The organism is Aquimarina spinulae (genome assembly GCF_943373825.1).
GTDB lineage: Bacteria > Bacteroidota > Bacteroidia > Flavobacteriales > Flavobacteriaceae > Aquimarina > Aquimarina spinulae.
The window spans coordinates 239,142-265,707 of sequence record NZ_CALSBP010000001.1 but is presented as its reverse complement, the minus strand read 5'-3'; the positions used below and the strand labels follow the sequence as shown (position 1 = coordinate 265,707).

Below are 26,566 nucleotides of genomic sequence, written 5' to 3'. Positions count from 1 at the left end.
AAAAGGTACTTATATTAAAAATATATTTAAAGATGATACTTACAGAGTGGTTTATTTTTTTTCTGATACTACAGGTTATTCATTTTCTGGGGACCTGGAAATTATACGTTAAAGCGGGTAGAAAAGCATGGGAAGCTCTTATCCCCGTATATAATGCTGTAATTTTAATGAAAATTATAAATCGCCAGTGGTGGTGGGTAATACTATTATTTATCCCTGTAATTAATGTTATTATGTTACCTGTTATTTGGGTAGAAACCATACGAAGTTTTGGTAAAAACTCTACGACAGATACTATCCTGGTTATCGTTACTCTTGGATTTTATATCTTTTATGTAAACTACATGCTCGATGTAACCTATATTGAAGATCGGGATCTAAAACCAAGAACTGCTACAGGAGAATGGGTTAGTTCGATTCTATTTGCCATTGTTGCTGCAACTATAGTACATACTTATTTTATGCAACCCTATACCATTCCTACCGGTTCTTTAGAAAGAACATTGCTGGTAGGGGATTTCTTATTTGTTAGTAAGTTTCATTATGGAGCTCGTACACCTATGACAGCAGTATCTTTTCCTATGGTTCATGATACAATCCCTTTGGTGCGAACCAAATCATATACTAACAAGCCTCAATATCCATATTTTAGACTACCTGGTTTTCAAAAAATCAAACGTAATGATATTGTAGTGTTTAGCTGGCCAATAGATACAGTAAATGCTTTTCAGCAATATAGCGATGGAAAATATCATTATAAACCTATAGATAAAAAATCTAATTATGTAAAACGTTGTGTAGGTATTCCCGGAGATTCCTTGTCTGTAGTGGATGGTTTTGTTCATATTAACGGAAAACAAACTAAACTACCAGAACGAGCACAATTACAGTTTTCATATTCCGGAACTACAAAAGGTAGTAGTTTCAACCTTCAAAATTTATACAACCGCTATAAAATAAAGCAGAACGAGTTTGGGTATAACAATTCACAATTTAGTGCTGCCGGTATGACCGAAGAAGCTGCTTCTCGATTTAAAAATCATCAAAACGTAGCAAGTATACAGCGAAATGTGTCTACTATAAAAGATCCTAAAATCTTTCCTAATAACGGTAAAGTAAACTGGAACTCTGATAATTTTGGCGCAATTTATATTCCTGAAGCTGGTAAAACTGTGAAAATGGATCTCAAAAGTTTTTCTCTTTACAGAAGAATTATAGAAGTCTATGAAGGTTCTGAAATGGGAATTGACAATAAACTATCTGTAAATGGTACGCAAGTACTCCTTAACGGTAAACCTATAGATAGCTATACTTTTAAACAAGATTATTACTGGATGATGGGTGATAATCGTCATAACAGTGAAGATAGCCGTGTATGGGGCTATGTTCCTGCCAATCATGTTGTAGGAAAACCTGTTTTTGTATGGTTTAGCTGGGATTCTAATGCTAAAGGGCTTTTTAACAAAATACGATGGGAACGCTTGTTTACTACTGTTGGAGGAAGTGGAAAACCCGTATCCTATTTTAAATATTTCCTGATCGTTTTAGCTGGCTGGATTATCTATAACCAATATCGTAAGAGGAAAAAAGGAGCTTAACACTCAGTAGTATAAAATTGAAAACATCTCTACTCCATCCTACGTATTTTGGATCTATACTACAATATATAGCTGTAGCCCAATCTGATACTGTTGTTTTTGAAAATGAAGATAATTATCAAAAACAAACCTATCGTAATCGTACTTATGTCTATGGAGCAAATGGTAAGCTTTTATTATCTATTCCTATTAAACATAGTCAAAAGCAAGAAAGGAAATTATATAGAGATGTTCGCATAGAGAACGATTTTCAGTGGCAAACACTGCATTGGAAATCTCTTGAAAGCGCTTACAGAACTTCACCGTTTTTCGAGTATTATGAAGATGAATTTGTTCATTTATTTGAAAAGCCCAGAGAATTTCTTCTGGATTTTAATTATGAATGTATGCAAGTCGTACTAGACTGTCTTCAATTAGACACTTCTTTTTCTAAAACTACTACATACGACAAAGATCCCAAAGAAACTACTGATTTGCGAAGTCTGGTGAATGCAAAAAAAGAAAAATCGGACGCTCTTCAGCCATACATCCAGGTTTTTGAAGATAAACATGGTTTTATTCCTAACCTTTCTATTTTGGATTTGATATTTAACGAAGGGACCAATGCCCTAACCTATCTGGAGCATCAATCTATTTTTAATCGATAATACGCGATACCCTAGAGCCGGATAGATTCGTAAGACGTAAGAGATTCTATACCTGATAAGGACAATTACGTTTTTGCATGGCATAAAATGAATAATCCTCGCATATGTAATGCAAGGATTATAATCAGAAGTAACTTTTAGTAATTTCATATAAAACCTCACAGGCCTCTAAGACGACATGTAAGGTTTATCAATATTATTTAGTTGTTTCTACGAACTTTTTATATTCTTTGCTAGTTCCTTCTCCCTTAGCAATCTTTTGAATTTCATTAAAATGAGACATTAGATGATTCATAAAATCTTCTTCTTGTTCTGATAATCCCTTATATAATTCTGGATGTTGAGTCTTGTACCCACTAATATCATAATAATAATTTCCTTGTCCTATGAGATACCAATATCTTGATAAAAGATTATATACTTTATCCCATCCTAAAAACCCTTTAGAGTTAGCATAATACCCTGTATAGAATCCTAATTTCGCAGCAGCTTGTCTTTCTGTTTTTGATCCGTGAGAACCGCCTGCAGGGCTACCTATATTATAAAAATTCGTAAATGCATTAGAAGCTTGCGACCAGGTAATTGCCTGCCCTACATCACTTGCTAGCCAATATCCTGCAAAAAAATCTGCTCCTATTTCTTTATTCTTACCGCTTGCCCAGTACCAATTATTACTGAATTGCAAAATATGACCAAACTCATGTGCAATTATTGATTTTGCAGTATAAGCATCGTAGTTATTAAGCATACTGTTCCACCAGGTTTCTCCTATAAATACTCGCATTGGATTAGAATACGCATACATATTGTTAGTGTTTGCTCCCTGCCAATTATAAACCGTTGGATTTACACCAAAAAACCATTTTAGATTTGTTACCGACCATTCGATAAATTCTTGCCCTTGTGGCATTTTATAACTTTGATATGGCCCATAATACCCTGTATTAAATGGTGTTACAGCAGCGGCTCCGATAAGATTTTTATCATCAAGCTCAAAAGCAATTAAATTTTGATCTTCATTAGTAGCAATTTGATCTTCTTTCTCTTCGCAAGAAATAAAAGTTACGCCCATGATGGCGCAAAAGATTATTGTTTTTAAAATAGTTTTCATCATAAGCTGAGTTTTTGATTTAATCGAAATAAATGTCTTAGCAAATAGTCAATTAAATCATCGTGTTAAAAAAATATGATTATTCAATAAATTCGGTTACAACACATTATTTACATTATTAATATGTTAAATAATTGTAAACAACACAGCCAAACATATAAAATATTATATTTCACAATTATGCTTCTATTTCAAATTTTATCATATTCCGAAGAAGATTCTGACAAACGTTATTTTTGTGTTAATTTCCGAATAAAACACACGTTTTTTCAAATTTCACTTGAGACTACTACGCATTTTATATCAAATTTTACTGATGATTAACACATTAAACAATACATCAATGATAGTATTTTGCAGTAATAACTTCTCGATAGAATCTGTATTAAGCAAAGTTGAAATGCTCGAGATGATAGGAGGCAAAATGTACCACATAAACGCTTTTTTTAAATACATCTAAAAAGTTATTTAATATGTGATTCTAAAAAAAGACTACTCATGAAGCCATTGTATTTACTATTATATTTTAGAATATAATTACAGTTTTTTTCTACAAGACAAATTATATTTGGTTATTTTAATATCTAGAATTTCTTAATCTATATTTGCCGACCAAAAAACATCAAACTACAATATGAATATAAAATTATGGCTTCAGGAAAAAATCGCTGAAGAAACTGAATTACCTATCAACGAGATATCTTGTGACCTAGAATTTATTAACTTCAATATGGATTCTCTATCTATTTTAACCTTGGCTTTTGATTTAGAATCAAAACTGAATATAGGAGAAATTGACCCAACCCTTTTTTCTGAATACAATACAATTAACAAGCTTGTTACATGGGTCGAGAATCAAAAATAATTTGGAATCCATACACTAAGGGATATTTTGATAATCCATACCCCCACCTAAAGCAATGTAGAGAAGAAAACCCGATTCATAAAGGAGTGCATAACGAATTTATATTTTTCAAGTATAAAGATGTTAGCAAAATTCTTCGTTCAAATGATTTTAGTGTATCTGAGCTTAGTTCATATCTACAAACGAAAGAGCCTTACATATTTAAAAACACAAGTACATGTCCATATTTGTCAAAAGGAACTCAAAAGTGGCCTATGTATTTAAATGGTGATGAACATAAAAACTTAAGAGCTGTAATGGGTAAATCATTAAAAGAATTTGAGTTAAATCAAGTTATAAAAGAGTCTCTTGCCATCTTAAATGATCATTACAAAAATTCAATTACTATTGATTTGGTAGAGTATTGTGCATATTTTATTTTTTTAATTACCGAAAAACTTTTTGGCATTAAAGATTTTGAAAGTTTTGAGAGCATTAAAAAATACTCAAATATGCTTGCTAGAAGTCAGGATTTATTTATTCCGAAACAAATATATAAAGAAATTAATTCGTGGTTTTTATGGGGTAAAGACATTTTTCATGACTCAAAATACAAAGAGAATATTAGGTTTTTTGCTAATAAATTAGATATAGAATATACAGATGAAGATATCTATTCAATTATGGCTATTTCTGTAATGGCTGCTTTTGAAACCTCAAAAGACAACCTTACTATGGCTTTATTTGAAATACTAAGGGATCAAAAATTAATAAATTATGTATTACATAATGACACTAGAGAGTTAAACCTTTTGATTGAAGAATTATTCAGGTTTTCCTCTCCGCTACAATATACTGTAAGAGTAAACAATGAAGTTATAGAATACAATGATATCGTTATCCCTGCTAAATCAAAATTATACCTGTGCTTAGCTAGTGCAAATCGTGATCCAGAAAATTTCACAGACCCAGATAAGATAACCCCCAATAGAACTCCAAATGAACATTTGGCTTTTGGTGGTGGAAATCACTTTTGTTTGGGAGCGCAGATATCACGACAAGAAATGAGGTATTGTCTAAAACCTATGATTAGTTTTTTGAAAGATTTTACAATAGACGATACTCAATCAACAAAGTGGGCAAGACAAATTTTTATGCGAACTGCAAGTTCTTTATCAATAAAATTGAAATAAGATAAACTATAATATTCTTGTACATATGCAAAACGTAAGCATCAAAATATATCCTAATATTTTTAGAAAACACACTAAATGGTAGAGTTTAATTTACTACTAATCATTTTATATATTGCCTGTTCTATAGTTCTTCTAGCTTTATTCAAAAAAGAAAATAAATGGAAAGCTCTTTTGATAACAAGTTTAGGCTTTTACTACATATTAGTTGGTTATAAAATGTTGTTTTTAATATTGCTTGCCTATATTATATTTAGATTAGGTTTTGTAATACACCGTAATCTTTCAAAAATTAGATTAGGAGTGTTTTGTATATTAATCCCCTTAATTATATACAAAATAACTGGCACAGGTTTTCATTTTGAAAATTATACTTCTAAAGATTTTCAAATTTTAGAAGTACTTAGATGGTCATCCTTATTTCAAATAATTGGTCTTTCTTATTTCACTTTTAATGGAATAAGTTATTTGATAGACATCAAAAGAAAATACATTAAACCAGAAAAAAGCTTTTTTTTAGTCCTGTTATACTTAATCTATTTCCCAACCATATTTTCTGGGCCATTACATAGGGCTAAATATCTAATCCCGCAATTTAAAAACATTTCTATTTCGGATACTTCTATTTCAAAAGGAATGCGATTAATACTCTGGGGTTTGTTTAAAAATATGGTTATTGCCCAAAGAATATTTATTTTAATAAATGTATTATCGAACTCAGAAATTAGTGGTCCCTACTATTTAATTTTGGGATTGCTTTTCTTTTTCTATCTCTATTGTAATTTTAGTTCATTTATTGATTTTTTTCAAGGTATCTCTCAAATTTTTGGTATTCAACTTAAAGATAATTTTCGTAATCGTGTATATTTTTCTTCTTCAAGACAGCAATTCTGGAGAGGGTGGCACATCACGCTAAATGAATGGTTTAGAGATTATTTTTTCTTTATACTAGCAAAATATGATAAAAAAAGAAAATACACATATCTATTACTACTAATCACTTTCATACTAATTGCCTTATGGCATGAATTTACTCTTACCTTATTAATATGGGGGATTTGCAATGGATTATGGATTATACTTGAAAAAAAAGTAAACTTGCAAAAATTACCATATCCCAAAGTAAGAAAAGTCACTGGATATATTTACCACCTATTATTTTCATGTATTCTCGCATTAATATTTATTTCTCCAGATTTGATGTATCTAATTAAGACAATTTTTATAAATTCTGCATCCATTCCAAAAGAAATCATTTACCGGCAAACAAACAATATAGCAATAATAATCTTTGCTTTCATCATCATGGATTATCATTATAGTAAAGCAGAAAACAAGAGGTTTGATGAGTATTTACAAAGTAAACCTTTATTTAATCGTTGGTTTATTTATATCAAACTTACCCTGATAATTTTAGTTTTTAGCTTAAATGCAGGAGTAGACAATTATTATACCCTTTTTTGATATACATCGTATGAAAACTAAAAAAACCATTATAAAACTAATTACTTTAGGAACAATAGTATTGTCTACAATACTATTGTTAAAAAAAGACACCTTTTATAGTGATACTAACTATTTTGCCAGTATTGCAAATGAAATATCCAATATCAAGGGAATTTCATATCATTTTATTGGTTCTAGTAGAGTACAACAAAGCATTAATCCAAAAATACTTAAAGAACATTTTGGTAATAGAAATATAAACAATTTAGGAATTAATGGTTCAACTTTTTTAAGCAATTGTATCCTAGCTGATTTCTTGATGAAAGAAAAAACTTCAAAAGTATTATTTATTGAATTATCACCATTAAAGCAAGAATTACCTAGTGGTTTTATTAAATTTTCTAAGGAAGCAAATATTAATATCCTAAAAACCATTGATAAATTGGCTAAAAATGAAAGTTTCCGAAAAAGATTATTACTTAAACTTAATATATTAAATTACCTCTTTTTTAAAAAAATTTCAGTGAAAGAAGATGTAAAAAGAATGCTTAGTCAAAATGATGATGATAAAGAGAATATAAAAGAAATGGGGTTTATTTCTTTAAATAAAAGTAACTTTAATTCAACATCTCCTTTTATCTCCTATGAAGAAATTAATTCTCCTTCAACAAAAAACAAGAATTTAACCTCTTACCAAAATTATATTAATTATTTATTAGAACTAAGTAGTGAGAATAATTCCAAAATAATTTTCTTTTTACCCATTACATATAGAAACGAAAAGGAAAAAAACATTGTAATTCCGTTATACCATTCACTACCAGACAGTTTGAAAATAAAATATTCTAAGTCTTTTTTAGATAGTATGGTTAACTCCAAATATTTATCAGATGAGAACCATTTAAATAGTTTAGGAGCAAAAAAATATACTAACTTACTTTCTCATCTTATAGAAAGTTCTTTTTTTCTAAAAAAGCAATAACCTATTTATAAGTAATACCTCATTAAAAGTACTTTTATGAATTTATGGATTTACTTCTCTTTAAATAGTTAAATTGACTAATATGATTCGACCTATAATACATTACGGCTTTCATCTCATACTCCCTTTACTAATCGCATTACTCTTCTTTCCCAAACAATGGAAGAGGGTTTATTTTCTGTTTATCGCAGCTATGCTAATCGATATCGATCATATTTTAGCCGATCAAATTTTTGACCCTAATCGGTGCAGTATTGGATTCCATCCTTTACATAGTTATTATGCTATTACGGCATATGGAATTATGTTATTTTTTCCTAAAACGAGAATTATCGGATTAGCTCTGCTATGGCATATTCTTACAGATCTGCTTGATTGCCGGATGATGTAAAAAATAGCTTATACATTCCATTTTAGAAAATATTGATTACATTTAGTATAGAACTGGTGCTAATAAACTGCTTTTAATCTATTTTTTTCTATGAACAAATTTCTATTTTTTATCGTAATTGTTAGCTTATTTTCTTGTGGAAAACAAACAAAAGATTCCAATAACAATACAGAGCAACAAGCAACAAAAGAGGATTCTACCATCAAAGTAGAGCTTAAAAGATCTGATTCTATTTCATATGATCCCCAAATTGCCCGTAAGCTTTCTAATAAGGAAATCGTATCTACTTTTACCAAAAGAATAAAAAGGCAGTTAGGCATTGAATACCCTGTTCACCAGGCATATTCATATAAAGATGATTCTGGAGAAAACTATCTATTATTATCAGAACGTTTCAAAGAAACAGATGAAAAAAATGACTCCTTGTATAACCAGATAAAAGTACTCAACCTCTCTTATAAAAGTAATAAGTTTAAAAAAAGGTCTGCTCTAAAAGATGACATAGACAAAGACTGGGAATCATCGATTGGGTTTTGGAATACATACTCAGAAATATCTGATATAGACAAGGATGGCCTGGCAGATCTTATATTGACTTATGGTACTATGGGTCAAGATGGGTATACAGATGGCAGAGTAAAGATTATTATCTATCATAATAAAAGAAGAGTAACCATTAGACATCAGAATAGTGATTATGATGGAAGGTTAACCAAAATCAGTCAAAAATTCTATGGATTGCCTCAGCAAATACAACAAGCCGTAAAAGAAAAAATGAGGTTAATGATGAAAAACAAACATGCAGTTTTCTATAAAGATTGGGAAGCAGAAATGGAGAATTACTCGACCAGTATTGATGGGTTGTAGTATTAGGTACTTACGATTTCTATGTTAAAACTTTATTTTTGAAAGTATTGGATAATGATCTGAAAGTTCTTGGTCAAAACTTTGAAACCCTTGCACCTCGAATTCTTCGGGGACTAAAATAAAATCAATTCTGGCCGGAAACAATTCGAACTTAAAGGTTTTACCAAATCCTTTTCCTGCTTTCTTAAAAGTATCCTGAAGATTTTCTGATCTAATTTTATCGTACACATATGAATATGCAGTATTATTAAAATCGCCCATCACAATATTTCTATATGGAGAAGATTTCATATGCTCGATGAGCTGCTCTGTCTGAGTTTGTTGCCTTTTAAAAGATACTCCGATACGTTTTAATAATTTTTGAGAATCTGCTTTAGCCAGATCGTCTGTTTTAGAACTAATTCTATGGGATTGTAAATGAATATTATATATTCTAATCGTATCCTTAGGAAATGCCACATCTGCAAAAATCACATTATTGGCCGTATTCTCAAAATTTAAAGATCCTTTATTAATAAATGGGTATTTTGAAAAGATCACCAATGCCAACTCCCGACTATTATGATTAAAATACTCATACTTATTTGAATATTGACTAAAATCGATATCTGGATTGTTATAATACTCCTGAGCGCAAAACACATCTGGATTTTGGTCTTTCACCAGTTTTGAAATATCCTGAGGGATTGTTTCTGAAGTTATCCAGAAAAAGCGATTAAAGCTATGCACATTATAACTCATTAATGAAATACCATCCTTGATCTCATCAACCGATTTTCCTCTTAATTTATATAATGAAGACACATGAGAAATACCAAGAATTAGTGCAACAAGAGAAAGTATTCCTTTTTTATTAAGTTGTATTGCCCAAAACAACAGAAACAGTACATTAATCACAATTAGAATAGGTACAGCCAAACTTAGAACCGATAATAGCGGAAACATTTTTGGAGAAACATAAGGCAATAAATAAGATAGTAATAAGGCAAAGGCTGCCATAGCGTTCATCAAAAAGACGATCTTGCTAATTACTTTCCTCATAATTACTCCTTCCCTGCTTTAAACAAAAAATCTTTCTCTTCTTTGGTTAAGCTATCATATCCACTTTTACTAATTTTATCCAAAATAGCATCGATTTGTTTCTGATTAGGGGTTTTGGTTGCAGAAGCTACTGTTTTTTTAGGAGTCCTTTTATGAGTTTTTGATTTATGAACTGTCTTTAACGGGCTTTTCTTTTTAGGTGTGAACATAGCACCCAATCCATCCATCAGTTTTTCGAACCAGGCACCAATATCATTTCCTTTTTTAAGCTGAATTGCATACATATACCCGAATAAAGCACCACCTAAATGAGCGATCAATCCACCTGCGTTACCAGAGGTAGGGATTTGAATTAGATCAGAAAGTACTACAAACACTCCTATCTGCCATAATTTGATGTTAAACATGAAGATTCGTACTTCAGAATTTGGTGTATATGCTGCAATAAAAATCATAATGGCACGAACTGCTGCCGAGGCACCGATTAAATATGCTAATGTGTTATTTAAAACCGGAAACAGATTATATGCCAACACAAATAGTAATCCTCCGCAGATAGCACCTAATACGTAAATCGTGAGAAATCTTTTTTCGGTAAATAAGTTTAAAACATATTGCCCAAACCAGTATAGCACCAGCATATTCCAGAAAATATGCCAAAAATCAAAATGTAGAAAACTATACGTGAGCATACTCCAGGGCTGTATTATTAGCGCTCCCGGATCAACAGGTAAAACAAACCACTCCATCAAAGCACCTGGGCTGGTTTTAAAAATCCAGGATCCTAGTGTAGCGAATAAAAATAAGGCTACATTAATCACAATAAGCTTAATGATTACATTAGCTGTTTTAAACTGATATGATAGATTATTAGTTGTCATCGATTAATACCACCGTTTATCATTGAACGAATTCTTTTTCCAATACCACATGGTAACAAACCCAATTACGGCACCACCTATATGTGCCCAATGCGCTACATTAGAAGGGCCTAAAATTGCTTGCCCTGTTATTCCTCCATAAAGATCTAATAAAAAATAGCCTCCTATCAAATATTTTGCTTTAATAGGAATGGGAATAAAAATTATATATAATGGCAAATTAGGATATAGTACTGCAAATGCTGCTAATATTCCAAAAATAGCACCCGAAGCTCCTACCATAGGCGTTACATAAGCTCCAATCATCCTCTCGGTAACTTCTTGTGGTATATTAGGGTACACTTTATATTGACCAGACGCAACAGTATCTTGTATAAATTTACCAACTTCTGCAGGAGTAAAACCTGCATCTAAATATGCCTGATATCCCGGGGTAAACTGAAAATATGAAAATAAAATTTGAAAACCTACCGCACCAAGACCTGAAAAAAAGTAAATAAAAAGAAATTTTTTCTGGCCAATAGAATTTTCAAGATGGCTTCCGAACATGTACAAAGCGAACATATTAAAAAAGATATGTCCTGCATCTGCATGCATAAACATATGGGAAACAATTTGCCATATCTGGAAATTATCATTTTTAGGAAACCAGAGTGCAAACCATTCAAAAGCATTATTTCCCAGAGATAAAGACCCTACAAAAAAAATGACATTAATTATTAATAACCCTTTTACTGTATCTGTAATTCTCCCCATTTATATATTAAAATTTCTTATCGATTTCATCTACTGTTAACGTGATGAAAGTCGGCTTATTATTTGGTGTTATTGTAGGCTCGGTGCATGCAAATAGGCTATTTACCATATATTGTTGCTGTTCTGAAGCCAATTCTACTCCTGCTCGTACTGCAATACTTTTTGAAATGGATCTTGCAAGCAGATCGGTTTGAGAAAAACCACTATCTGGCACCTCTTCTTCGAGATCACTGATAAGTTGCTCTAAAAGTTGAGCAACCTCTTTTTCTGAAGTAACCGATGGTATTCCTGTAATTTCAACTTCTCCGGGGGATAACTCTCCAAAAACAAACCCTGTATTTTCGAGCTGTTCTTTTACCGTCGTAAGAAGGTCAATCTCTTTTTTGGTAAAAGAAAGTGTAAGCGGAAATAAAAGTTGTTGACTTACTGCACTTGCCATAGTAATATTGCGTAGTAATTCTTCATACAATATTCTTTGGTGCGCGCGATGTTGATTTACAATCACCATCCCGCTTTTAATAGTAGTAACAATATATTTTTTTCTAAGTTGATAGGTTGTATGATGCCCAACTTTTTTTTCATCAGACTCAAACAACGACCCTGTAACTTCTGCACTTTCAAATTCCACAGAAGAAAAATCATTTTCTATGGGCTTGGTAGTTGTCATTTCAGATTCTAAACCCACATACAGGTTTTCCCAGTCTCCGGCAGATTCTTTTTTAAACGATGTATGGCTTTTGCCTGAAAATGAACCACCACCAGAACCAGATACTTTTTCTTCTTTAAACGGATTAAAATTACGATCTACCTCTATTGTAGGTGTCTGAGCAGTTTTACTTTTATACTCATATGGTGTATCCATCGAAGCATCTCTGTTAAAATCTAACACGGGTGCTACATTAAATTGTCCCAGGCTATGTTTTATCGAAGCTCTTAGCATGGCATACAACGCATGCTCATCCTCGAATTTAATTTCGGTCTTAGTAGGGTGGATATTAATATCTATCGATTTGGGATCTACCGTAAGGTATACAAAATAGCTAGGGTGTGCTTTATCTTTTAGCAACCCTTCGAATGCGGCATTAACAGCATGGTTTAAATAACCACTCTTAATATATCTATTATTAACAAAGAAAAACTGCTCACCTCGGGTACGTTTGGCATATTCTGGTTTTCCTATAAACCCATTAATAGTCACCAAGTCTGTTTCTTCTTTAACAGGGACAAGTTTTTCATTGGTTTTTCCTCCAAAAATATTTACAATTCGCTGGCGACAATTTGAAATAGGTAAATTAAAAATTTCACTGCCATTATGATACATATCAAATTTAATAGCATGATGCGCCATCGTTACCCGGTGGAATTCATCAATAATATGACGTAGTTCTACTGCATTTGATTTTAAAAAATTTCGCCGTGCGGGAATATTATAAAATAAATTTTTGACACTTATAGAGGTTCCTTTGGGTGTTACGCATACTTCTTGAGAAATTACTTCGCTACCTTCGATATTAATCTCTGTACCCACCTCATCTTCTTCTTGTTTCGTTTTTAATTCTACATGGGCAATCGCAGCAATAGAAGCCAGAGCTTCTCCTCTAAAACCTTTGGTATTTAATTCAAAAAGATCTTCTGCGGTTTTTATTTTTGAAGTAGCATGACGCTCAAAACTCAGTCTGGCATCGGTAACGCTCATTCCTGATCCATTATCAATAACCTGAATAAGAGTTTTACCAGCTTCTTTTATGATTAATTTTATATGTGTAGCCTGAGCATCAATGGCGTTCTCTAACAGCTCTTTCACTACTGAAGCCGGTCGTTGGACCACCTCCCCAGCAGCAATTTGATTAGCTACGTGATCTGGTAATAGTTGAATGATATCAGACATCTATCGTCGTGCAGTAAATATGGATAAATCAAAATCAATTATATACAAAAAGATGAAGATCAGGATCATTGCAATATAAATAACCTTTCTATTAATTTCACGATTACCTCGATTACGGCTCGATTTACGGGCTTCTGCCCAGTGTGAACCAAAATCTATATCATTTGTAGCATCCCTGTATTTGGTAATTTTGTTCTCAAAATCATAGATATTACCCCCACTTTTACCTTCATAGTACCTTGGTGTGTAATTGAATCTACGGTTTTTTCTTCTTTTTGGGATACTTAACTTCACAATCTGCTCTATCTTTTTGATTATCCAAATATACTTAAAAAGCATTGTAATGTAAAGCTTTTAGCATTACAATAACATCAAAATATAAATAACAAAGATTATGCCGCTTAGATTTTAGCCAGAGAATTCTTATTTATAAAAGGTTGCATCTTTACGTAGTTGTGCCATCTTGATAGCTGCAATTGCTGCTTCTGTTCCTTTATTACCGTGCTTACCTCCAGAGCGATCAATAGACTGTTGTAGTGTATTATCTGTAAGCACACAAAAGATTACAGGGATATCACTAGCGATATTTAAATCCTTGATTCCTTGCGTAACACCACCACAAACAAAGTCAAAATGTTTGGTTTCTCCTTGTATAACAGACCCTATAGCAATAACTGCATCGAGCATATCAAAGGATTCCTGCATTTTCTTACATCCGTATATCAATTCGAAACTCCCAGGTACATTCCACCGTACAATATTTTCCTTTACTGCCCCACAATCTATAAATGCATCAAATGCACCTTGAAACAGCCCTTCGGTAATTTCTTCATTCCATTCTGAAACAACAATCCCAAACCGAAAATTTTTCGCATTTGGGATAGTTGTTTTATCGTATTGTGATAAATTTTTATTTTCTGTAGCCATATTGATTTTGTGTCTCGGGTTTCAGGTTTCAGTAAAAAAAACTAAAAACCGCAACCACAAAACTATTACTTCATTGCCTGTGCTTTACCTAGGTGAACGTCTGCCTGATTAGCTTCTACACTCTTAGGAAACTCTTCTTTAATTCTTTTTAAGTATGGAATTGCAACTTCTGGTTTATTAAGAGATATTGCGGTAATTGCTGCTTTTAATAAAAACTTTGGAGTGGTAAAGTCATTAGTCTTTGCTTTAACAGCTTTTTCATAATACCCTAATGCTTCTTCTGTTTGATCAAGCTGAGAAAATGCATCTCCTATACCACCAAGAGCCAAAGGACCTAATATATCGTCATCGCTCTTAAAACTATCAAGGTAATTAATAGCTTCCTGATATTTATTCATATTTAGGTAAGAAAATCCAGCGTAGTAGTTAGATAGATTAGCTGCATCTGTACTACCATAGTTTTCTATAATTCCTAAAAAACCATATTTTCCTTCTCCTCCATTAAGAGCTAAAGTATATAATGAATCGCTAAGTTTAGAGTTACCATTAACAGCATTATCAAAATACTGTTGTGCTGTAAACATTTCATTAGCTGCTTCTTCTTCTTTTGGTTCCTGGATAAATTTCTGAAACCCAAGATATCCTAATATCACAACGGCTATCACTCCAACAGCACCTAATATGTATTTTTGATTAGCTGCAACCCATTCTTCAGTTTTAGAAGCTCCTTCGTCTAAGGTATTAAATACCTCAGCAGTTGTTGAATTATCTTCTATTTGCTCAACCTCTTCAGCTTTGTTTTTTGGTTTGTGTCCACGTTTCTTGTAAGTTGCCATAAGTTTGCTTTAATGAACGGCAAAAATAAAATATTTATTCACAATTAAAAGCACAACTATTTATTATTTTTCAATAATTTGCATCGATTAACTAAGAATTCTATTAAAGTCGATATTCCTTGATGATCAATATTTTATGATTTTAAAATCTCTTTCTTTACTTAATTATAAAAATTTTGAGGCCATCAATTTTGAATTTGATGATAAGATAAACTGCCTTGTCGGAAATAATGGAGTCGGAAAAACAAATATTCTGGATGCTATTTATCATTTGTCATTTGGTAAAAGTTATTTTAATCCAATTACCAGTCAAAACATTAAACATAATACCGATTTTTTTGTCATCGATGGTCTTTACACAAAAGAAGATCGTGATGAAAAAGTTATTGTAAGTGCAAAAAGAGGGCAAAAAAAAGTAATCAAACGCAACGCAAAAATTTACGATACTTTTAGCGAGCATATTGGTTTTTTACCTTTGGTAATTATTTCTCCGGCAGATAGAGATTTGATTACAGAAGGGAGTGACACTCGCCGTAAATTTATAGATGGTGTGATTTCTCAGAGTGATCAATCTTATCTAAAAACATTATTAAAATATTCTAAAATTGTATCACAACGTAATTCTCTACTAAAGTACTTTATCGCTAACAACACTTTTGATCCTACCACCTTAGAGGTGTACAACCAGCAAATGCATGAATACGGTAGCATTATCTATGAAAAAAGAGCAGCATTTTTAGAGATTTTTATTCCTATTTTCGAAAATAGGTACCAAGCCATTAGCTCTGGTAAGGAAAGTGTTACTCTTTCTTATCAAAGTAAGCTATCTGAAACTAATTTGCTAACTCTTTTAGAGCAAAACCTTTCTAAAGACAGAATGCTACAATACACTAGTGTGGGAGTTCACAAAGATGATTTGTCTTTTGAAATTGAAGGATATCCTATTAAAAAATTTGGAAGCCAGGGACAACAAAAATCATTTCTTATTGCTTTAAAATTGGCTCAATTCGATTTTATAAAAAAACAAAGTAAAGTGAATCCTATACTTTTACTCGATGATATTTTTGACAAACTCGACGAAAAACGCGTAGAACATATTATAAAATTGGTTGATGATCAAAATTTTGGGCAATTATTTATTAGTGATACCCATGCAGATCGAACAGAAAGTGTGGTGAAAAAAATATCACAATCATACAAAATCATCAAGCTAAAAAACAACGAATCAGAAAACTAAAACAAGTACTAATATCTTCTGGTTAATAAAAAAGATAAAAACACTCAGATAAAATATGCGGCGAGTTTTACTTTATACACTACTTCTATACATTACTTCTTGTACAACCACAGATCCAAAAGAGTATATTCAATATCTAAATGGGTATTGGGAAATTAAAAAGGTAGTATTATCTGATGGAAACGAAAAAGAATATATGTTCAATCAGGATATTGACTTTTTTGAAGTTAAAGACTCGATAGGAATACGTAAAAAAGTACGTCCTAGACTAGATGGGGGTTTTATAGTTACCGATAATCAGGAGTTTTTTTCTATAACTATTGAAAATGATAGTGTAAGACTACAGTATAAAAATTCGTTAGCAACATGGAAAGAAACCATTATTTCTGCAAAAGAAAACGAGATAATTTTCAAGAATGAAACAGGAAATGTTTACTTTTATCAACGATATCAAAAGCTACAATTATAATGGCAAAACGTCATCAAGAACATCAGAGTATGGAAGAAGTTTTAAAAAGCTTTGTTTCTGACAATAATTTACAAAAAGGGTTGGACAAGGTTGCTGTACGTGATGTTTGGGAAAAAATAATGGGCCCTGCAATAACAAAGTATACTCGAAATATTAAACTTGAAAGAGAAACTGTGTATGTAGAACTTACATCATCTGTATTAAGAGAAGAACTTAGTTATGGCAGACAAAAAATAATAGACAACCTCAATGATGAATTAGGTAAAGTATTAGTCAAAAAACTAGTTCTGAGGTAGTTCTTTTTTTTCGTGTACAACCTTAGTTTTACCGTGTGACACTGGTTTTCCATTGACATCAAGATTAACCACCGTTATATTTTCTACCTTAATAATTGTTTTGCGTGTTAATTTATTCCTCACTTCACATTTAAGAATTAAAGAAGTATTTCCAAATTTCACGACATCCATTCCTATTTCAATAATATCACCTTGTACCGCAGAGCTTACAAAATTGATTTCAGACATAAATTTGGTCACTACCCTTCTATTTTGTAATTGTATAATTGCATACAATGCCGCTTCTTCATCTATCCATTCTAATAATCTACCTCCAAATAACGTCTCATTAGAATTTAAATCGCCTGGTTTTACAATTTTTCTGGTGTGATATTTCATGACTTCATTTTGTTTATCGCAAAATTATCAAAAATATCGTGTTCTATACTCGATAAAAGAAAAGGATTTTAAAGTTAAGACATATACTATTTAACGCTCTGTCATTAACACTATAAAAGGTAGTTAGGGAACAACTACTTCATCACAAAACTTTTGCCCATTGGGGCAATTTGGAGTTATCACTTTTGCACATACATTATTTGTACCTTGATCCAAATCTAGTTCTACTATCCCGGCACTTAACAATGAGTTTTCGATAAAAACTTCATTTACATACCAACCTATAGTAACATCATTACTCACTCCCGTAACAGAGGGGTTAAATTTATATGTATTTGTACCTGTAACCCGTTCATTAGTAAATGTAACAACGGGACAAATAGGCTCTACTACAATTTCTTTACAAGCAATTGTTCCTTTAAGACAGTTAGTCGTAATTACTTTTATACACGTTTCATATGTTCCTGGGGTGAATTGTCTTGTAAATGGGTTTCCATCAATAACCTGATCGGTAATCACTTCTCCATTGATTTTGAAAAACAATTGATATCCTTCCATAATCTCAATATCTGGAATAAACCTATACTCATTCTCTTGTAAAGGTTGGATTTCAAATCGTATTGCAGGACATCCAATGCAATTATTTATAATTTCATAAAATTCATAATATGTTGATATCCGTGTCGGTTTAAGGTCAGGAGTAACTAATATCGATATTGGAAACTTAAAATCTGGTTGATAATTAGCACCTTGATCTACAAGAAAACGACTAAAGCTTTCCTCTGTATCAATATCTACTTCTTTATTGTCTTTATCGTTTAGAACAATAGGATATTCAAACTTAAAACATTGCCTATATAAATGATTAAAAACGTCTCTAAACGTTTTTATCTCACATTCTCTAAGCACATTAATCAAAGTATCTTCATTCTCTACAAGAATTGTACTATTGGCTCCTTTAAACATGATCTGAACAGGAAATTGCAGCCCGGTTATATTAAAATTTGCGCTTTGTCCAGAAATTACTCCAAGTAACCCTTGATAGTCATCAACTCGTATGGTCGAATCTGTATTATATCCAAATATTAATGGGTATTTAAAAGTAAAACACAGATCTTCTTCGTTTACTATCGAATTTCTTGTTTTTATATCATTAAGGATAGATACTATTGTTGTTGTAGATGTAATCTTAGCATCTATACTATCAGGAAAAAAAGAGTCATCATTTACACAAGAGTATGTAAACATTACCAATGCGAGTATAAAACCTTTGCAATATGTACTTAATTTATTCAATATTAAACTGTTCTAGATATATTTATAACGTTTACAAACTCATTTACCCTACCCCATTTCTCTATTTAATATGGATGAATGTATATAAAATAAAATTAGAATCAAAAGACTATCTAAATACATCTAACATATTTAAAAATAATAAAACAACTCGATAAATTTTAATTTACCTGTATTATTATAAAAAAACATTGGGTCTTAAATCACAATATTCGATATTCATCGTTCTATAAAGTTATAGAGTTTAAAACGATCTAAAATTTCTTCACAAATAGATAAAAATCTTATTTAGTCGTTTCAAATAATTACCCTTACAAATTTGAGGTTAATCTTTTGTTAAAAAATTACTATCACTATTCTCCTCTAAATATTCTTAATAACCTTGCTTACTAACAAAAATTAACATGCAATAATGAAATTATTAACTAAAAACATGCTAATACTTTTAACAGTATTAGTGACGCAATTTTCTGTTGCGCAAGAGACCCCTATTACAGGTAAGGTCACAGACGATGGTGGCACACCTTTACCTGGTGTAAACATTATCGTAAAGGGCAGCAACAGTGGAACTCAAACAGACTTTGATGGGATGTATTCGTTACAAGCTTCAGAAGGGAGTACTCTTGTATTCAGTTATCTTGGTTTTGCCGATCAAGAAGTTGTTGTCGGTACCCAAAAAACTATTAATGTACAATTAGAAGTCACCGCTTCTCAATTAGAAGAAATAGTAGTTACTGCACTTGGTATTTCTAGAGATAAAAAATCTCTGGGATATTCTACACAAGAGGTTGACGGAGAAGATTTAAACAGAGTGAAGACTGCAAATTTTGTAAACTCTCTTTCTGGTAAAGCTTCTGGTCTTCAAATTAAAAGAAATAATAACTTAGGAGGATCTACCAATGTTGTTATTAGAGGTAACGCTTCTTTAACAGGAAGTAATCAGGCTTTATTTGTCATTGATGGGGTTCCTATCAATAATACAAATAGTAATTCTGTAGGTCAGGCAAATGCTCGAGGTGGGTATTATGATTATGGAAATGCAGCATCAGATATTAATCCTGAAGATATAGAATCTATAAATGTTTTAAAAGGAGCAGCTGCATCTGCCCTTTATGGGTCAAGAGCCGCAAATGGAGTAATTATGATTACTACTAAAAAAGGAGGGAAATCTAAGGGATTAGGTATCACTGTAAGTTCTGGAATGACATTTGGATCTATTGATAAAAGTACATTTGCAAAATATCAAACGCAATATGGTGCAGGTTATAGTTCAGGTTTTTATCAACGAGACATTCTTGGTGATGGTACAGCAGATGATAGAACAGTTAGATATAGCCATGATGCTTCTTATGGATCTCCGTTTGATTCTAGCTTATTAGTATACCAATGGGATGCTTTAGATCCCGATTCTCCTAATTATAGAATAGCTACTCCTTGGGTAAATGCAAAGAATGGCCCTATTACCTTTTTCGAAACTCCAATAACCATTATAAATTCTCTATCATTTGATAAAGGAACTGATCAAGGTTCTTATAGGTTAAATTATACTAAGTTTGATCAAACTGGGATAATGCCTAACAGCTCTATAAAGAAGCATAATTTTTCTATGAGCGGAAGCTTTAAACTTAGTGATAAATTAACAGCCACAGGTTATGCAAATTATATCAAAACAGATGGTTTAGGTCGTAACTCTACAGGGTATAACGATAATATCACCAGTATGTTTAAACAATGGTGGCAAACCAATGTTGATCTAAAACAACAAGAAAACATCTATTTTGCTACAAGAAGAAATGTAACTTGGAACCCCGCCTCTGCTAATGCAGGTTCTGCTCCTATTTATTGGGATAACCCATATTGGAAACGATATGAAAATTACCAAACCGATACGAGAAATCGTTTCTTAGGTAACGTTTCTTTAAATTACAAAGTAACAGATTGGTTTGATATTACCGGTAGAGTTGCTACAGATACATATTCTGAATTGCAAGAGGAAAGAAGAGCAAATGGTAGTGTTCCTACTCGTTTTGGAGTTAGTAGAGGTAACGTAGATTCTGGTTACGGAAGAAGAGATATTCAAAACACAGAGACCAACTATGATTTAATGTTTAATTTCAACAAAAATTTAAGCGACGAATTTAACATTAAAGGAACTCTAGGAACTAATATCAGAAGAAATCATTTTCAATCTATTTATGCATCTACCAGTGGTGGATTGAGTGTACCTAGGTTATATTCTTTACAAAACAGTAAAGGCCCTCTTCCTTTACCAGTTGAAAGAGATGAAAAAATTGGAGTAGACGGCGTGTATGCTAGTGTATCTTTAGGATATAAAAACATGTTATTTTTGGATGGTACAATAAGAAGAGATCATTCTTCAACACTACCTAAAGATAATAGTACATTCTATTATCCATCCATTGCAGGTAGTTTTGTTTTTTCTAATCTTTTAAATACAGATATTATTTCATTCGGTAAGATCAGAGCAAATTATGCAGAAGTGGGTAACAGTGCTCCTTTTGACTTTTTATATGATAGCTATATTGTAAATACACCTATTGGAAGTGCAAGCACTTCAGTTGGTAATGTAAAAAAGAATCCAAATTTAAAACCTGAAAGAACAACAAGTACAGAGCTTGGTTTAGAGATGAAACTTTTACAAAGTAGACTTGGGTTTGACATCGCATATTATATAAACAACTCTATAGATCAAATTTTTGGAGTACCTGTAAGTAGAGGAACAGGATACACTTCTAAAATATTAAATGCAGGAGAAATTGAAAACAAAGGTATTGAGTTATCTGTATACGGAACTCCTGTACAAACACAAAACTTTAGCTGGGATGTGAATGTAAACTGGTCTAAAAATGAAAATAAAGTAATTTCCTTAGAAGACGGTATCGAAAACTTACAACTAGGTGATTTTCAGGGAGGCATAACAATAAATGCTACTATAGGACAACCTTATGGAGTTATTTACGGTACTGATTATACTTATTTAAATGGTCAGAGAATTGTTGACGCTGATGGATACTATGAAAAAACTACTGCATCTAACAATGTAATTGGTGATACAAACCCAGAATGGTTAATGGGTATTTCTAATAAGTTTAACTATAAAAATATTGCTTTTAGCTTTTTAATTGACATTCAGAAAGGTGGAGATATATTCTCTTTGGATCAATACTATGGTTTAGGTACTGGTTTATATGCTGAAACTGCTTTTATAAATGATCTTGGAAACCCTGTAAGAAACACCTTAGCAGATGGTGGAGGCTTTATTAATCCAGGTGTTACCGCTGATGGTTCTCCAAATACCACAAGACTTCCAGGAGATGAATATACTCTTTTTGGATCGGATGGAGGTTTTCCTGACTCGGCTTTCGTTTACGACGCTAGTTATATAAAATTACGAGAAGTTTCTCTAACATATACTTTTCCTAAAAAAATAATTGACCGCACCTTTTTAAGTGATGTATCTTTTAGTGTAATTGGTTCTAATCTTTGGATTATTGATAAAAATATTCCTCATGAAGATCCTGAAGGAGGTTTAAGCTCTGGTAATTTACAAGGATATTCTACTGGACCTTTACCAACAACTAGAGACATAGGTTTCAACTTAAAATTACAATTTTAAAAAATAGCAAAGATGAAAAAATTATTAATTCTAATTACAGCAGTAATTATAGCATCTTGTTCAGATAATCTCGAGAGTCTGAATGAGAATATTAAAGATCCATCTTCTGTTCCGGGTGAAACTTTATTTACAGGTGCACAGAAGAACTTGGTTGACCAAATGGTCGATCTAAACGTGAACAATAATAACACGAAGCTTTGGGCGCAATATTTACAGGAAACAACATATTTACAAGAAAGCCAATATGATCAAGTAACAAGAACCATTCCTGCTACACATTGGAGTGTTCTTTATAAAGATGTTTTAAAAGATTTTGACGAAGCTGCAAAGATTATTGCAGAAACGCAATATTCACTACCTGCTGATATTGAAACTAAAGCCAATAAACTTCAGGTAATAGAAATATTAACCGTTTATACCTATAGTATCTTAGTAGAAACTTTTGGAAATGTTCCCTACACAGAAGCTTTAGATATTGATGATTTATTACCAGTATATGATGATGGTGAGACGATTTATAAAGATCTTATAGGAAGACTTTCTATTGCTATCGATGCCTTAGATACGAGCAAAGGAAGTTTTGGAGCAGCCGATAATATTTATAGTGGTGATACATCGCTATGGAAAAAATTTGCTGCTTCCTTAAAACTAAGAATGGGTATTTTACTATCTGATGTAGATAATGCATTTGCTAGAACTACAGTAGAAGATGCTGTGACAAGTGGCGTATTTACCAGTAGAGCCGATAATGCTAATTTCACATATTTAGCAGCAGCTCCTAACACAAATCCTATTCATAATAATTTAGTTTTGAGTGGAAGAAATGATTTTGTTGCTGCAGTTACAATTATAGATATGATGAATACATTAAATGATCCCAGAAGACCCTTATACTTTTTAGAAGTACCTGGAACTGGCAACTATATTGGAGGAGGTATTGGTATGACCTCGGATTATGATTCGCATTCTCACGTATCCGCTCAGGTAGAAGCAGCTACAACTCCCGGTATAATTTTAGATTATGCAGAAGTTGAGTTTTTATTGGCCGAAGCTGCTGCGAGAACTTTTGCAGTGGGCGGAACAGCAAAAAGTCACTATGATATTGCTGTAGTAGAATCAATAGAAAGTTGGGGAGGAACAAATGCAGATGCCTTAACCTATCTTGCTCAACCAGAAGTTGATTACGATACTGCTTTGGCTGCAAGTACTGCTACAACCCCTTGGAAAGAAGTAATCGGTAATCAAAAATGGATAGCCTTATTTAATAGAGGTATAGAAGCCTGGACTTCAATCAGACTTTTAGATTTCCCAATATTAGCCACTCCTGACAAACCTAAGTCTGGCTTCCCAAACAGATATACATATCCTGTTATTGAGCAGACTTTAAATCCTACTAATTGGACCACTGGTTCTACTGCAATAGGTGGTGATCTTGCAGAAACAAAACTTTTCTGGGATTTGAACTAGTCAATATTTCAGATAATTATTAACATAATGTATAGGGGTGAGATATAAAATCTCATCCCTATTTTTTTACATCAATATTACAATTGCTAAATTATCTACAACGATATTCCCTCATTTTACATTCTGTGGCTTTCTATTCTTCGATCAAATTAGGTCTTATTAGAACATTAAATATAAATCTAAAGGAGTTTTCTCTGGATAAAAGAAGATGTATCAAAAACAAGTGACTTCGCTCAAAATGGGATGATTTAGAAGACAATATAAAAACTACTCTACTTAATGTGTCGTTCTTTCTAATTCTTATGTTAAGCATTGTGATCAATTAGTTATTTTCAGGAACTAAAAATCATACTACATCTTAATCCTATAAATAAAGATTCCCCAAAAGCATGGCCTCGCTCCCGGGGAATCAACCTAATTAATCTAACCTAACTAACTTATCATATTTTGTATTCTATTCTTTTTATTAGAAACGAATAGAAAATCAAGCAATTATTCAAATTCTATAACCTTACAGAATGATGTTCCGCCAGGGCATTCTGGAGTTTCTATCATTAAGCACACTTCATATCTCCCTGGTCCATCAAATTCGTGATAAAATGGGTTGTTATGAGGGAATTCTGGTGATTTACCTACATATTTTCCGTCAACAAACCACTCTAGAGTAACGTCATCGATTCCTTCGAATGCACGAGGATAAAAATAATATGCAGCTTTATCGCCATCTCGCTCTGGTTCAAAGAACAGATCCGGACAATCCCCTACTCTTATCTCTTTACAATATTTTACTCCCTCTGGGCAATCTGGTGTAATCACTTTTAAGCACACTTCATGAACTCCAGAATTAAATTGATATACAAGAGTTCTATTTCCTGCCTGTGGATCATTTTTTGGTGATTCAACAACCTTTCCATCAACATACCATAGTATTTGGCTTACCTCATCTACACCTTCTATCTTGGCTCCAAAAGTATACGTCCCTACCGTTCCTGGTTCTGTTTCTTTTGTAAAAGAAACTTCTGGGCAAACCAAATTTGATTCTTCTACTTCTATAACTTTACAATAAGAAACTCCTTCTGGGCAATTTGGCGTTTCTGTTTTTATACACACTTCATATCTTCCCGGTTCTTTAAAATCCCAAATCAAATAATTATCTTCATCAGGTGCAGAATCTTCTACCAATCTATCATTAATATACCATCCATAAGACACTTCATTAATTCCTCTAAAATTTGCATAAAACTTATAAGTAGATCGTCCTTGATAATGCTTACTTCTAAAAAACAAATCGGGACAAGGATTATTTTCGTCTACCTCTACCTCTATATCAGTGCAGGCTTCTATTGTTCTTTGTTCGGTTATAATTCTAACACAAATGGTATGTTTACCAGGCTCAAACAGGTAATCTAAGATCTGATTAATAATATTTTCTTCATCTTCTCCTTCAATATCATTTCCATCTACAGACCAAATCGTCTGTGCACCATTGTCAATCCCGCTTGTCTTAGCTTCAAAACTATAAACCGCACTTCCTTCTTTGTTATCAATAACAATCTCGACCTCTGGATCACTATTAAAATCTTCAGTTTCACAAGAGGTAAATCCTAATACAAGTGTAAGTATTAACGTATACCAAATACCAAGTTTTTTCATCGTAAATAATTTTAGGGGTTACTAAATTTTCTTCAGAAGCTTTTTAAACCTCTCTTAAAGTGAAACGGCTTAAAAAAAAATTACCCTACCCCCATACTTTCATTTTTTATTCTTTGATAGCTTGAAAAAAAAATCTAGATTTGAAAATATATTTTTATTCCCCTAAATGTCTGACAACAATAATTCTACATGTAACGAGCAAGTCTTTGACAAGTTCTTCAAGAGTAATTCTAAACTTTTGAGGAATTATATTTATTACAAATTTGGAGATCTCGAACAGGCAGAAGATATTGTTCAGGATGCATTTATTAAACTCTGGAATAATTGTTCTAAAGTATCTATAGATAAGGCCAAAAGTTATGTTTATACTATCGCGACCAATCTTGGTATTAGCATTACACGACATCAAAAAGTAAAGTTTAAATACAGAGATTATATTACACAACGTAAAACAGATGTCAACCACGAGTCCCCAGAATTTATCGCTCTTGAGAAAGAGTATATGGAAAAATTAAAAAATGCAATTGCCGATTTACCAGAACGCCAAAGAGAAGTGTTTTTGCTAAGTCGAATAGATAAAAAAACATATAAAGAAATTGCAGAGCTATCGAATGTTTCTGTAAAAGCTATAGAAAAATTGATGCATAAAGCATTATTAACACTAAGAGGAAAAATAGGAAATATTTAAAGGAAATCTAGTTAACCTAAAAAACTTTTTAATACAA

Annotated in this window: 25 protein-coding genes; 14 read left to right on the top strand and 11 right to left on the bottom strand. The window is 32.2% G+C overall.

The window, feature by feature from the left end; genetic code table 11:
- The first annotated feature begins 32 nt into the window (after positions 1 to 32).
- Positions 33 to 1,598 (top strand): signal peptidase I, encoded by a 1,566-nt coding sequence (gene lepB, locus NNH57_RS01240; protein WP_074407999.1) that lies wholly within the window; start codon positions 33 to 35, stop codon positions 1,596 to 1,598.
- Between the two features lie 17 nt (positions 1,599 to 1,615).
- Complete coding sequence (locus NNH57_RS01235; protein ID WP_074408000.1) at positions 1,616 to 2,245, top strand: WbqC family protein; 630 nt, start codon at positions 1,616 to 1,618, stop codon at positions 2,243 to 2,245.
- Between the two features lie 196 nt (positions 2,246 to 2,441).
- Here NNH57_RS01235 and NNH57_RS01230 read toward each other — a convergent pair whose 3' ends face one another.
- Positions 2,442 to 3,359 (bottom strand): hypothetical protein, encoded by a 918-nt coding sequence (locus NNH57_RS01230; protein WP_132065808.1) that lies wholly within the window; start codon positions 3,357 to 3,359, stop codon positions 2,442 to 2,444.
- 631 nt (positions 3,360 to 3,990) lie between these two features.
- Between NNH57_RS01230 and NNH57_RS01225 the strand changes: the two genes are divergently transcribed.
- From NNH57_RS01225 to NNH57_RS01200, 6 genes are all read left to right on the top strand, one after another.
- Entirely contained in the window at positions 3,991 to 4,221 is a 231-nt protein-coding gene (locus tag NNH57_RS01225; protein WP_074408002.1) for an acyl carrier protein, read from the top strand.
- Positions 4,200 to 5,393: a cytochrome P450 gene (locus NNH57_RS01220; protein WP_074408003.1), complete on the top strand. Its 1,194-nt coding sequence runs from the start codon at positions 4,200 to 4,202 to the stop codon at positions 5,391 to 5,393. Before NNH57_RS01225 ends, NNH57_RS01220 begins: the two co-directional genes overlap by 22 nt.
- A 78-nt stretch (positions 5,394 to 5,471) precedes the next feature.
- Positions 5,472 to 6,857 carry an MBOAT family O-acyltransferase gene (locus NNH57_RS01215; RefSeq protein ID WP_108808516.1) on the top strand — a complete coding sequence of 462 codons (1,386 nt, stop codon included), beginning with the start codon at positions 5,472 to 5,474 and terminating at the stop codon, positions 6,855 to 6,857.
- 76 nt (positions 6,858 to 6,933) lie between these two features.
- On the top strand, positions 6,934 to 7,821 hold the full coding sequence (locus tag NNH57_RS01210) for a hypothetical protein (protein ID WP_254504079.1): 888 nt from the start codon (positions 6,934 to 6,936) through the stop codon (positions 7,819 to 7,821).
- Between the two features lie 82 nt (positions 7,822 to 7,903).
- Entirely contained in the window at positions 7,904 to 8,212 is a 309-nt protein-coding gene (locus tag NNH57_RS01205) for a DUF6122 family protein (protein WP_108808514.1), read from the top strand.
- Between the two features lie 90 nt (positions 8,213 to 8,302).
- A complete protein-coding gene (locus NNH57_RS01200) occupies positions 8,303 to 9,079 on the top strand; it encodes a M949_RS01915 family surface polysaccharide biosynthesis protein (RefSeq protein WP_074408007.1) in 777 nt (258 codons plus the stop codon).
- Positions 9,080 to 9,103: 24 nt separating this feature from the next.
- On the opposite strand, the gene NNH57_RS01195 is transcribed toward NNH57_RS01200, so the two are convergent.
- The 7 genes from NNH57_RS01195 to NNH57_RS01165 all read right to left on the bottom strand — a co-directional run bounded on the left by NNH57_RS01195 (position 9,104) and on the right by NNH57_RS01165 (position 15,408).
- Positions 9,104 to 10,120, bottom strand: coding sequence for an endonuclease/exonuclease/phosphatase family protein (locus NNH57_RS01195; protein WP_108808513.1), 1,017 nt, complete (start codon positions 10,118 to 10,120; stop codon positions 9,104 to 9,106).
- A 2-nt stretch (positions 10,121 to 10,122) separates the two neighbouring features.
- Positions 10,123 to 11,001: a rhomboid family protein gene (locus NNH57_RS01190; RefSeq protein ID WP_108808512.1), complete on the bottom strand. Its 879-nt coding sequence runs from the start codon at positions 10,999 to 11,001 to the stop codon at positions 10,123 to 10,125.
- A gap of 3 nt (positions 11,002 to 11,004) precedes the next feature.
- Positions 11,005 to 11,757 carry a rhomboid family intramembrane serine protease gene (locus tag NNH57_RS01185; RefSeq protein ID WP_074408010.1) on the bottom strand — a complete coding sequence of 251 codons (753 nt, stop codon included), beginning with the start codon at positions 11,755 to 11,757 and terminating at the stop codon, positions 11,005 to 11,007.
- A 7-nt stretch (positions 11,758 to 11,764) separates the two neighbouring features.
- Complete coding sequence (gene mutL, locus NNH57_RS01180; protein ID WP_074408011.1) at positions 11,765 to 13,645, bottom strand: DNA mismatch repair endonuclease MutL; 1,881 nt, start codon at positions 13,643 to 13,645, stop codon at positions 11,765 to 11,767.
- Positions 13,646 to 13,984 carry a hypothetical protein gene (locus NNH57_RS01175; RefSeq protein WP_231389074.1) on the bottom strand — a complete coding sequence of 113 codons (339 nt, stop codon included), beginning with the start codon at positions 13,982 to 13,984 and terminating at the stop codon, positions 13,646 to 13,648.
- An 84-nt stretch (positions 13,985 to 14,068) separates the two neighbouring features.
- On the bottom strand, positions 14,069 to 14,572 hold the full coding sequence (ribH, locus tag NNH57_RS01170) for a 6,7-dimethyl-8-ribityllumazine synthase (protein ID WP_074408012.1): 504 nt from the start codon (positions 14,570 to 14,572) through the stop codon (positions 14,069 to 14,071).
- Positions 14,573 to 14,637: 65 nt separating this feature from the next.
- On the bottom strand, positions 14,638 to 15,408 hold the full coding sequence (locus NNH57_RS01165) for a tetratricopeptide repeat protein (RefSeq protein ID WP_074408013.1): 771 nt from the start codon (positions 15,406 to 15,408) through the stop codon (positions 14,638 to 14,640).
- A gap of 136 nt (positions 15,409 to 15,544) precedes the next feature.
- Between NNH57_RS01165 and recF the strand changes: the two genes are divergently transcribed.
- From recF to NNH57_RS01150, 3 genes are read left to right on the top strand one after another with little or no spacing between them, the layout of a single operon-like run.
- Positions 15,545 to 16,645 (top strand): DNA replication/repair protein RecF, encoded by a 1,101-nt coding sequence (recF, locus tag NNH57_RS01160; protein WP_074408014.1) that lies wholly within the window; start codon positions 15,545 to 15,547, stop codon positions 16,643 to 16,645.
- Positions 16,646 to 16,700: 55 nt separating this feature from the next.
- The gene (locus NNH57_RS01155) at positions 16,701 to 17,114 is read left to right on the top strand and encodes a hypothetical protein (RefSeq protein ID WP_074408015.1); all 414 of its coding nucleotides are present in this window, start codon (positions 16,701 to 16,703) and stop codon (positions 17,112 to 17,114) included.
- A complete protein-coding gene (locus tag NNH57_RS01150; protein WP_074408016.1) occupies positions 17,114 to 17,410 on the top strand; it encodes a DciA family protein in 297 nt (98 codons plus the stop codon). Before NNH57_RS01155 ends, NNH57_RS01150 begins: the two co-directional genes overlap by 1 nt.
- On the opposite strand, the gene NNH57_RS01145 is transcribed toward NNH57_RS01150, so the two are convergent.
- Together NNH57_RS01145 and NNH57_RS01140 are read right to left on the bottom strand one after the other, a co-directional pair.
- Positions 17,396 to 17,788, bottom strand: a complete 393-nt coding sequence (locus tag NNH57_RS01145; protein ID WP_074408017.1) for an acyl-CoA thioesterase — start codon at positions 17,786 to 17,788, stop codon at positions 17,396 to 17,398. The genes NNH57_RS01150 and NNH57_RS01145 overlap by 15 nt on opposite strands.
- A gap of 123 nt (positions 17,789 to 17,911) precedes the next feature.
- Positions 17,912 to 19,084 (bottom strand): hypothetical protein, encoded by a 1,173-nt coding sequence (locus NNH57_RS01140; RefSeq protein WP_132065806.1) that lies wholly within the window; start codon positions 19,082 to 19,084, stop codon positions 17,912 to 17,914.
- 412 nt (positions 19,085 to 19,496) lie between these two features.
- Here NNH57_RS01140 and NNH57_RS01135 point away from each other — a divergent pair, with 412 nt between their 5' ends.
- Both NNH57_RS01135 and NNH57_RS01130 read left to right on the top strand, forming a co-directional pair.
- On the top strand, positions 19,497 to 22,721 hold the full coding sequence (locus tag NNH57_RS01135; protein ID WP_074408019.1) for a SusC/RagA family TonB-linked outer membrane protein: 3,225 nt from the start codon (positions 19,497 to 19,499) through the stop codon (positions 22,719 to 22,721).
- 12 nt (positions 22,722 to 22,733) lie between these two features.
- Positions 22,734 to 24,188, top strand: coding sequence for a SusD/RagB family nutrient-binding outer membrane lipoprotein (locus tag NNH57_RS01130; RefSeq protein WP_074408020.1), 1,455 nt, complete (start codon positions 22,734 to 22,736; stop codon positions 24,186 to 24,188).
- 492 nt (positions 24,189 to 24,680) lie between these two features.
- Here the strand turns inward: NNH57_RS01130 and NNH57_RS01125 are convergent, their stop codons facing one another.
- A complete protein-coding gene (locus NNH57_RS01125) occupies positions 24,681 to 25,841 on the bottom strand; it encodes a hypothetical protein (protein ID WP_108808510.1) in 1,161 nt (386 codons plus the stop codon).
- A gap of 238 nt (positions 25,842 to 26,079) precedes the next feature.
- On the opposite strand from NNH57_RS01125, the gene NNH57_RS01120 reads away from it, so the two are divergent.
- The gene (locus tag NNH57_RS01120) at positions 26,080 to 26,529 is read left to right on the top strand and encodes an RNA polymerase sigma factor (protein WP_373419386.1); all 450 of its coding nucleotides are present in this window, start codon (positions 26,080 to 26,082) and stop codon (positions 26,527 to 26,529) included.
- Positions 26,530 to 26,566: the final 37 nt, after the last annotated feature.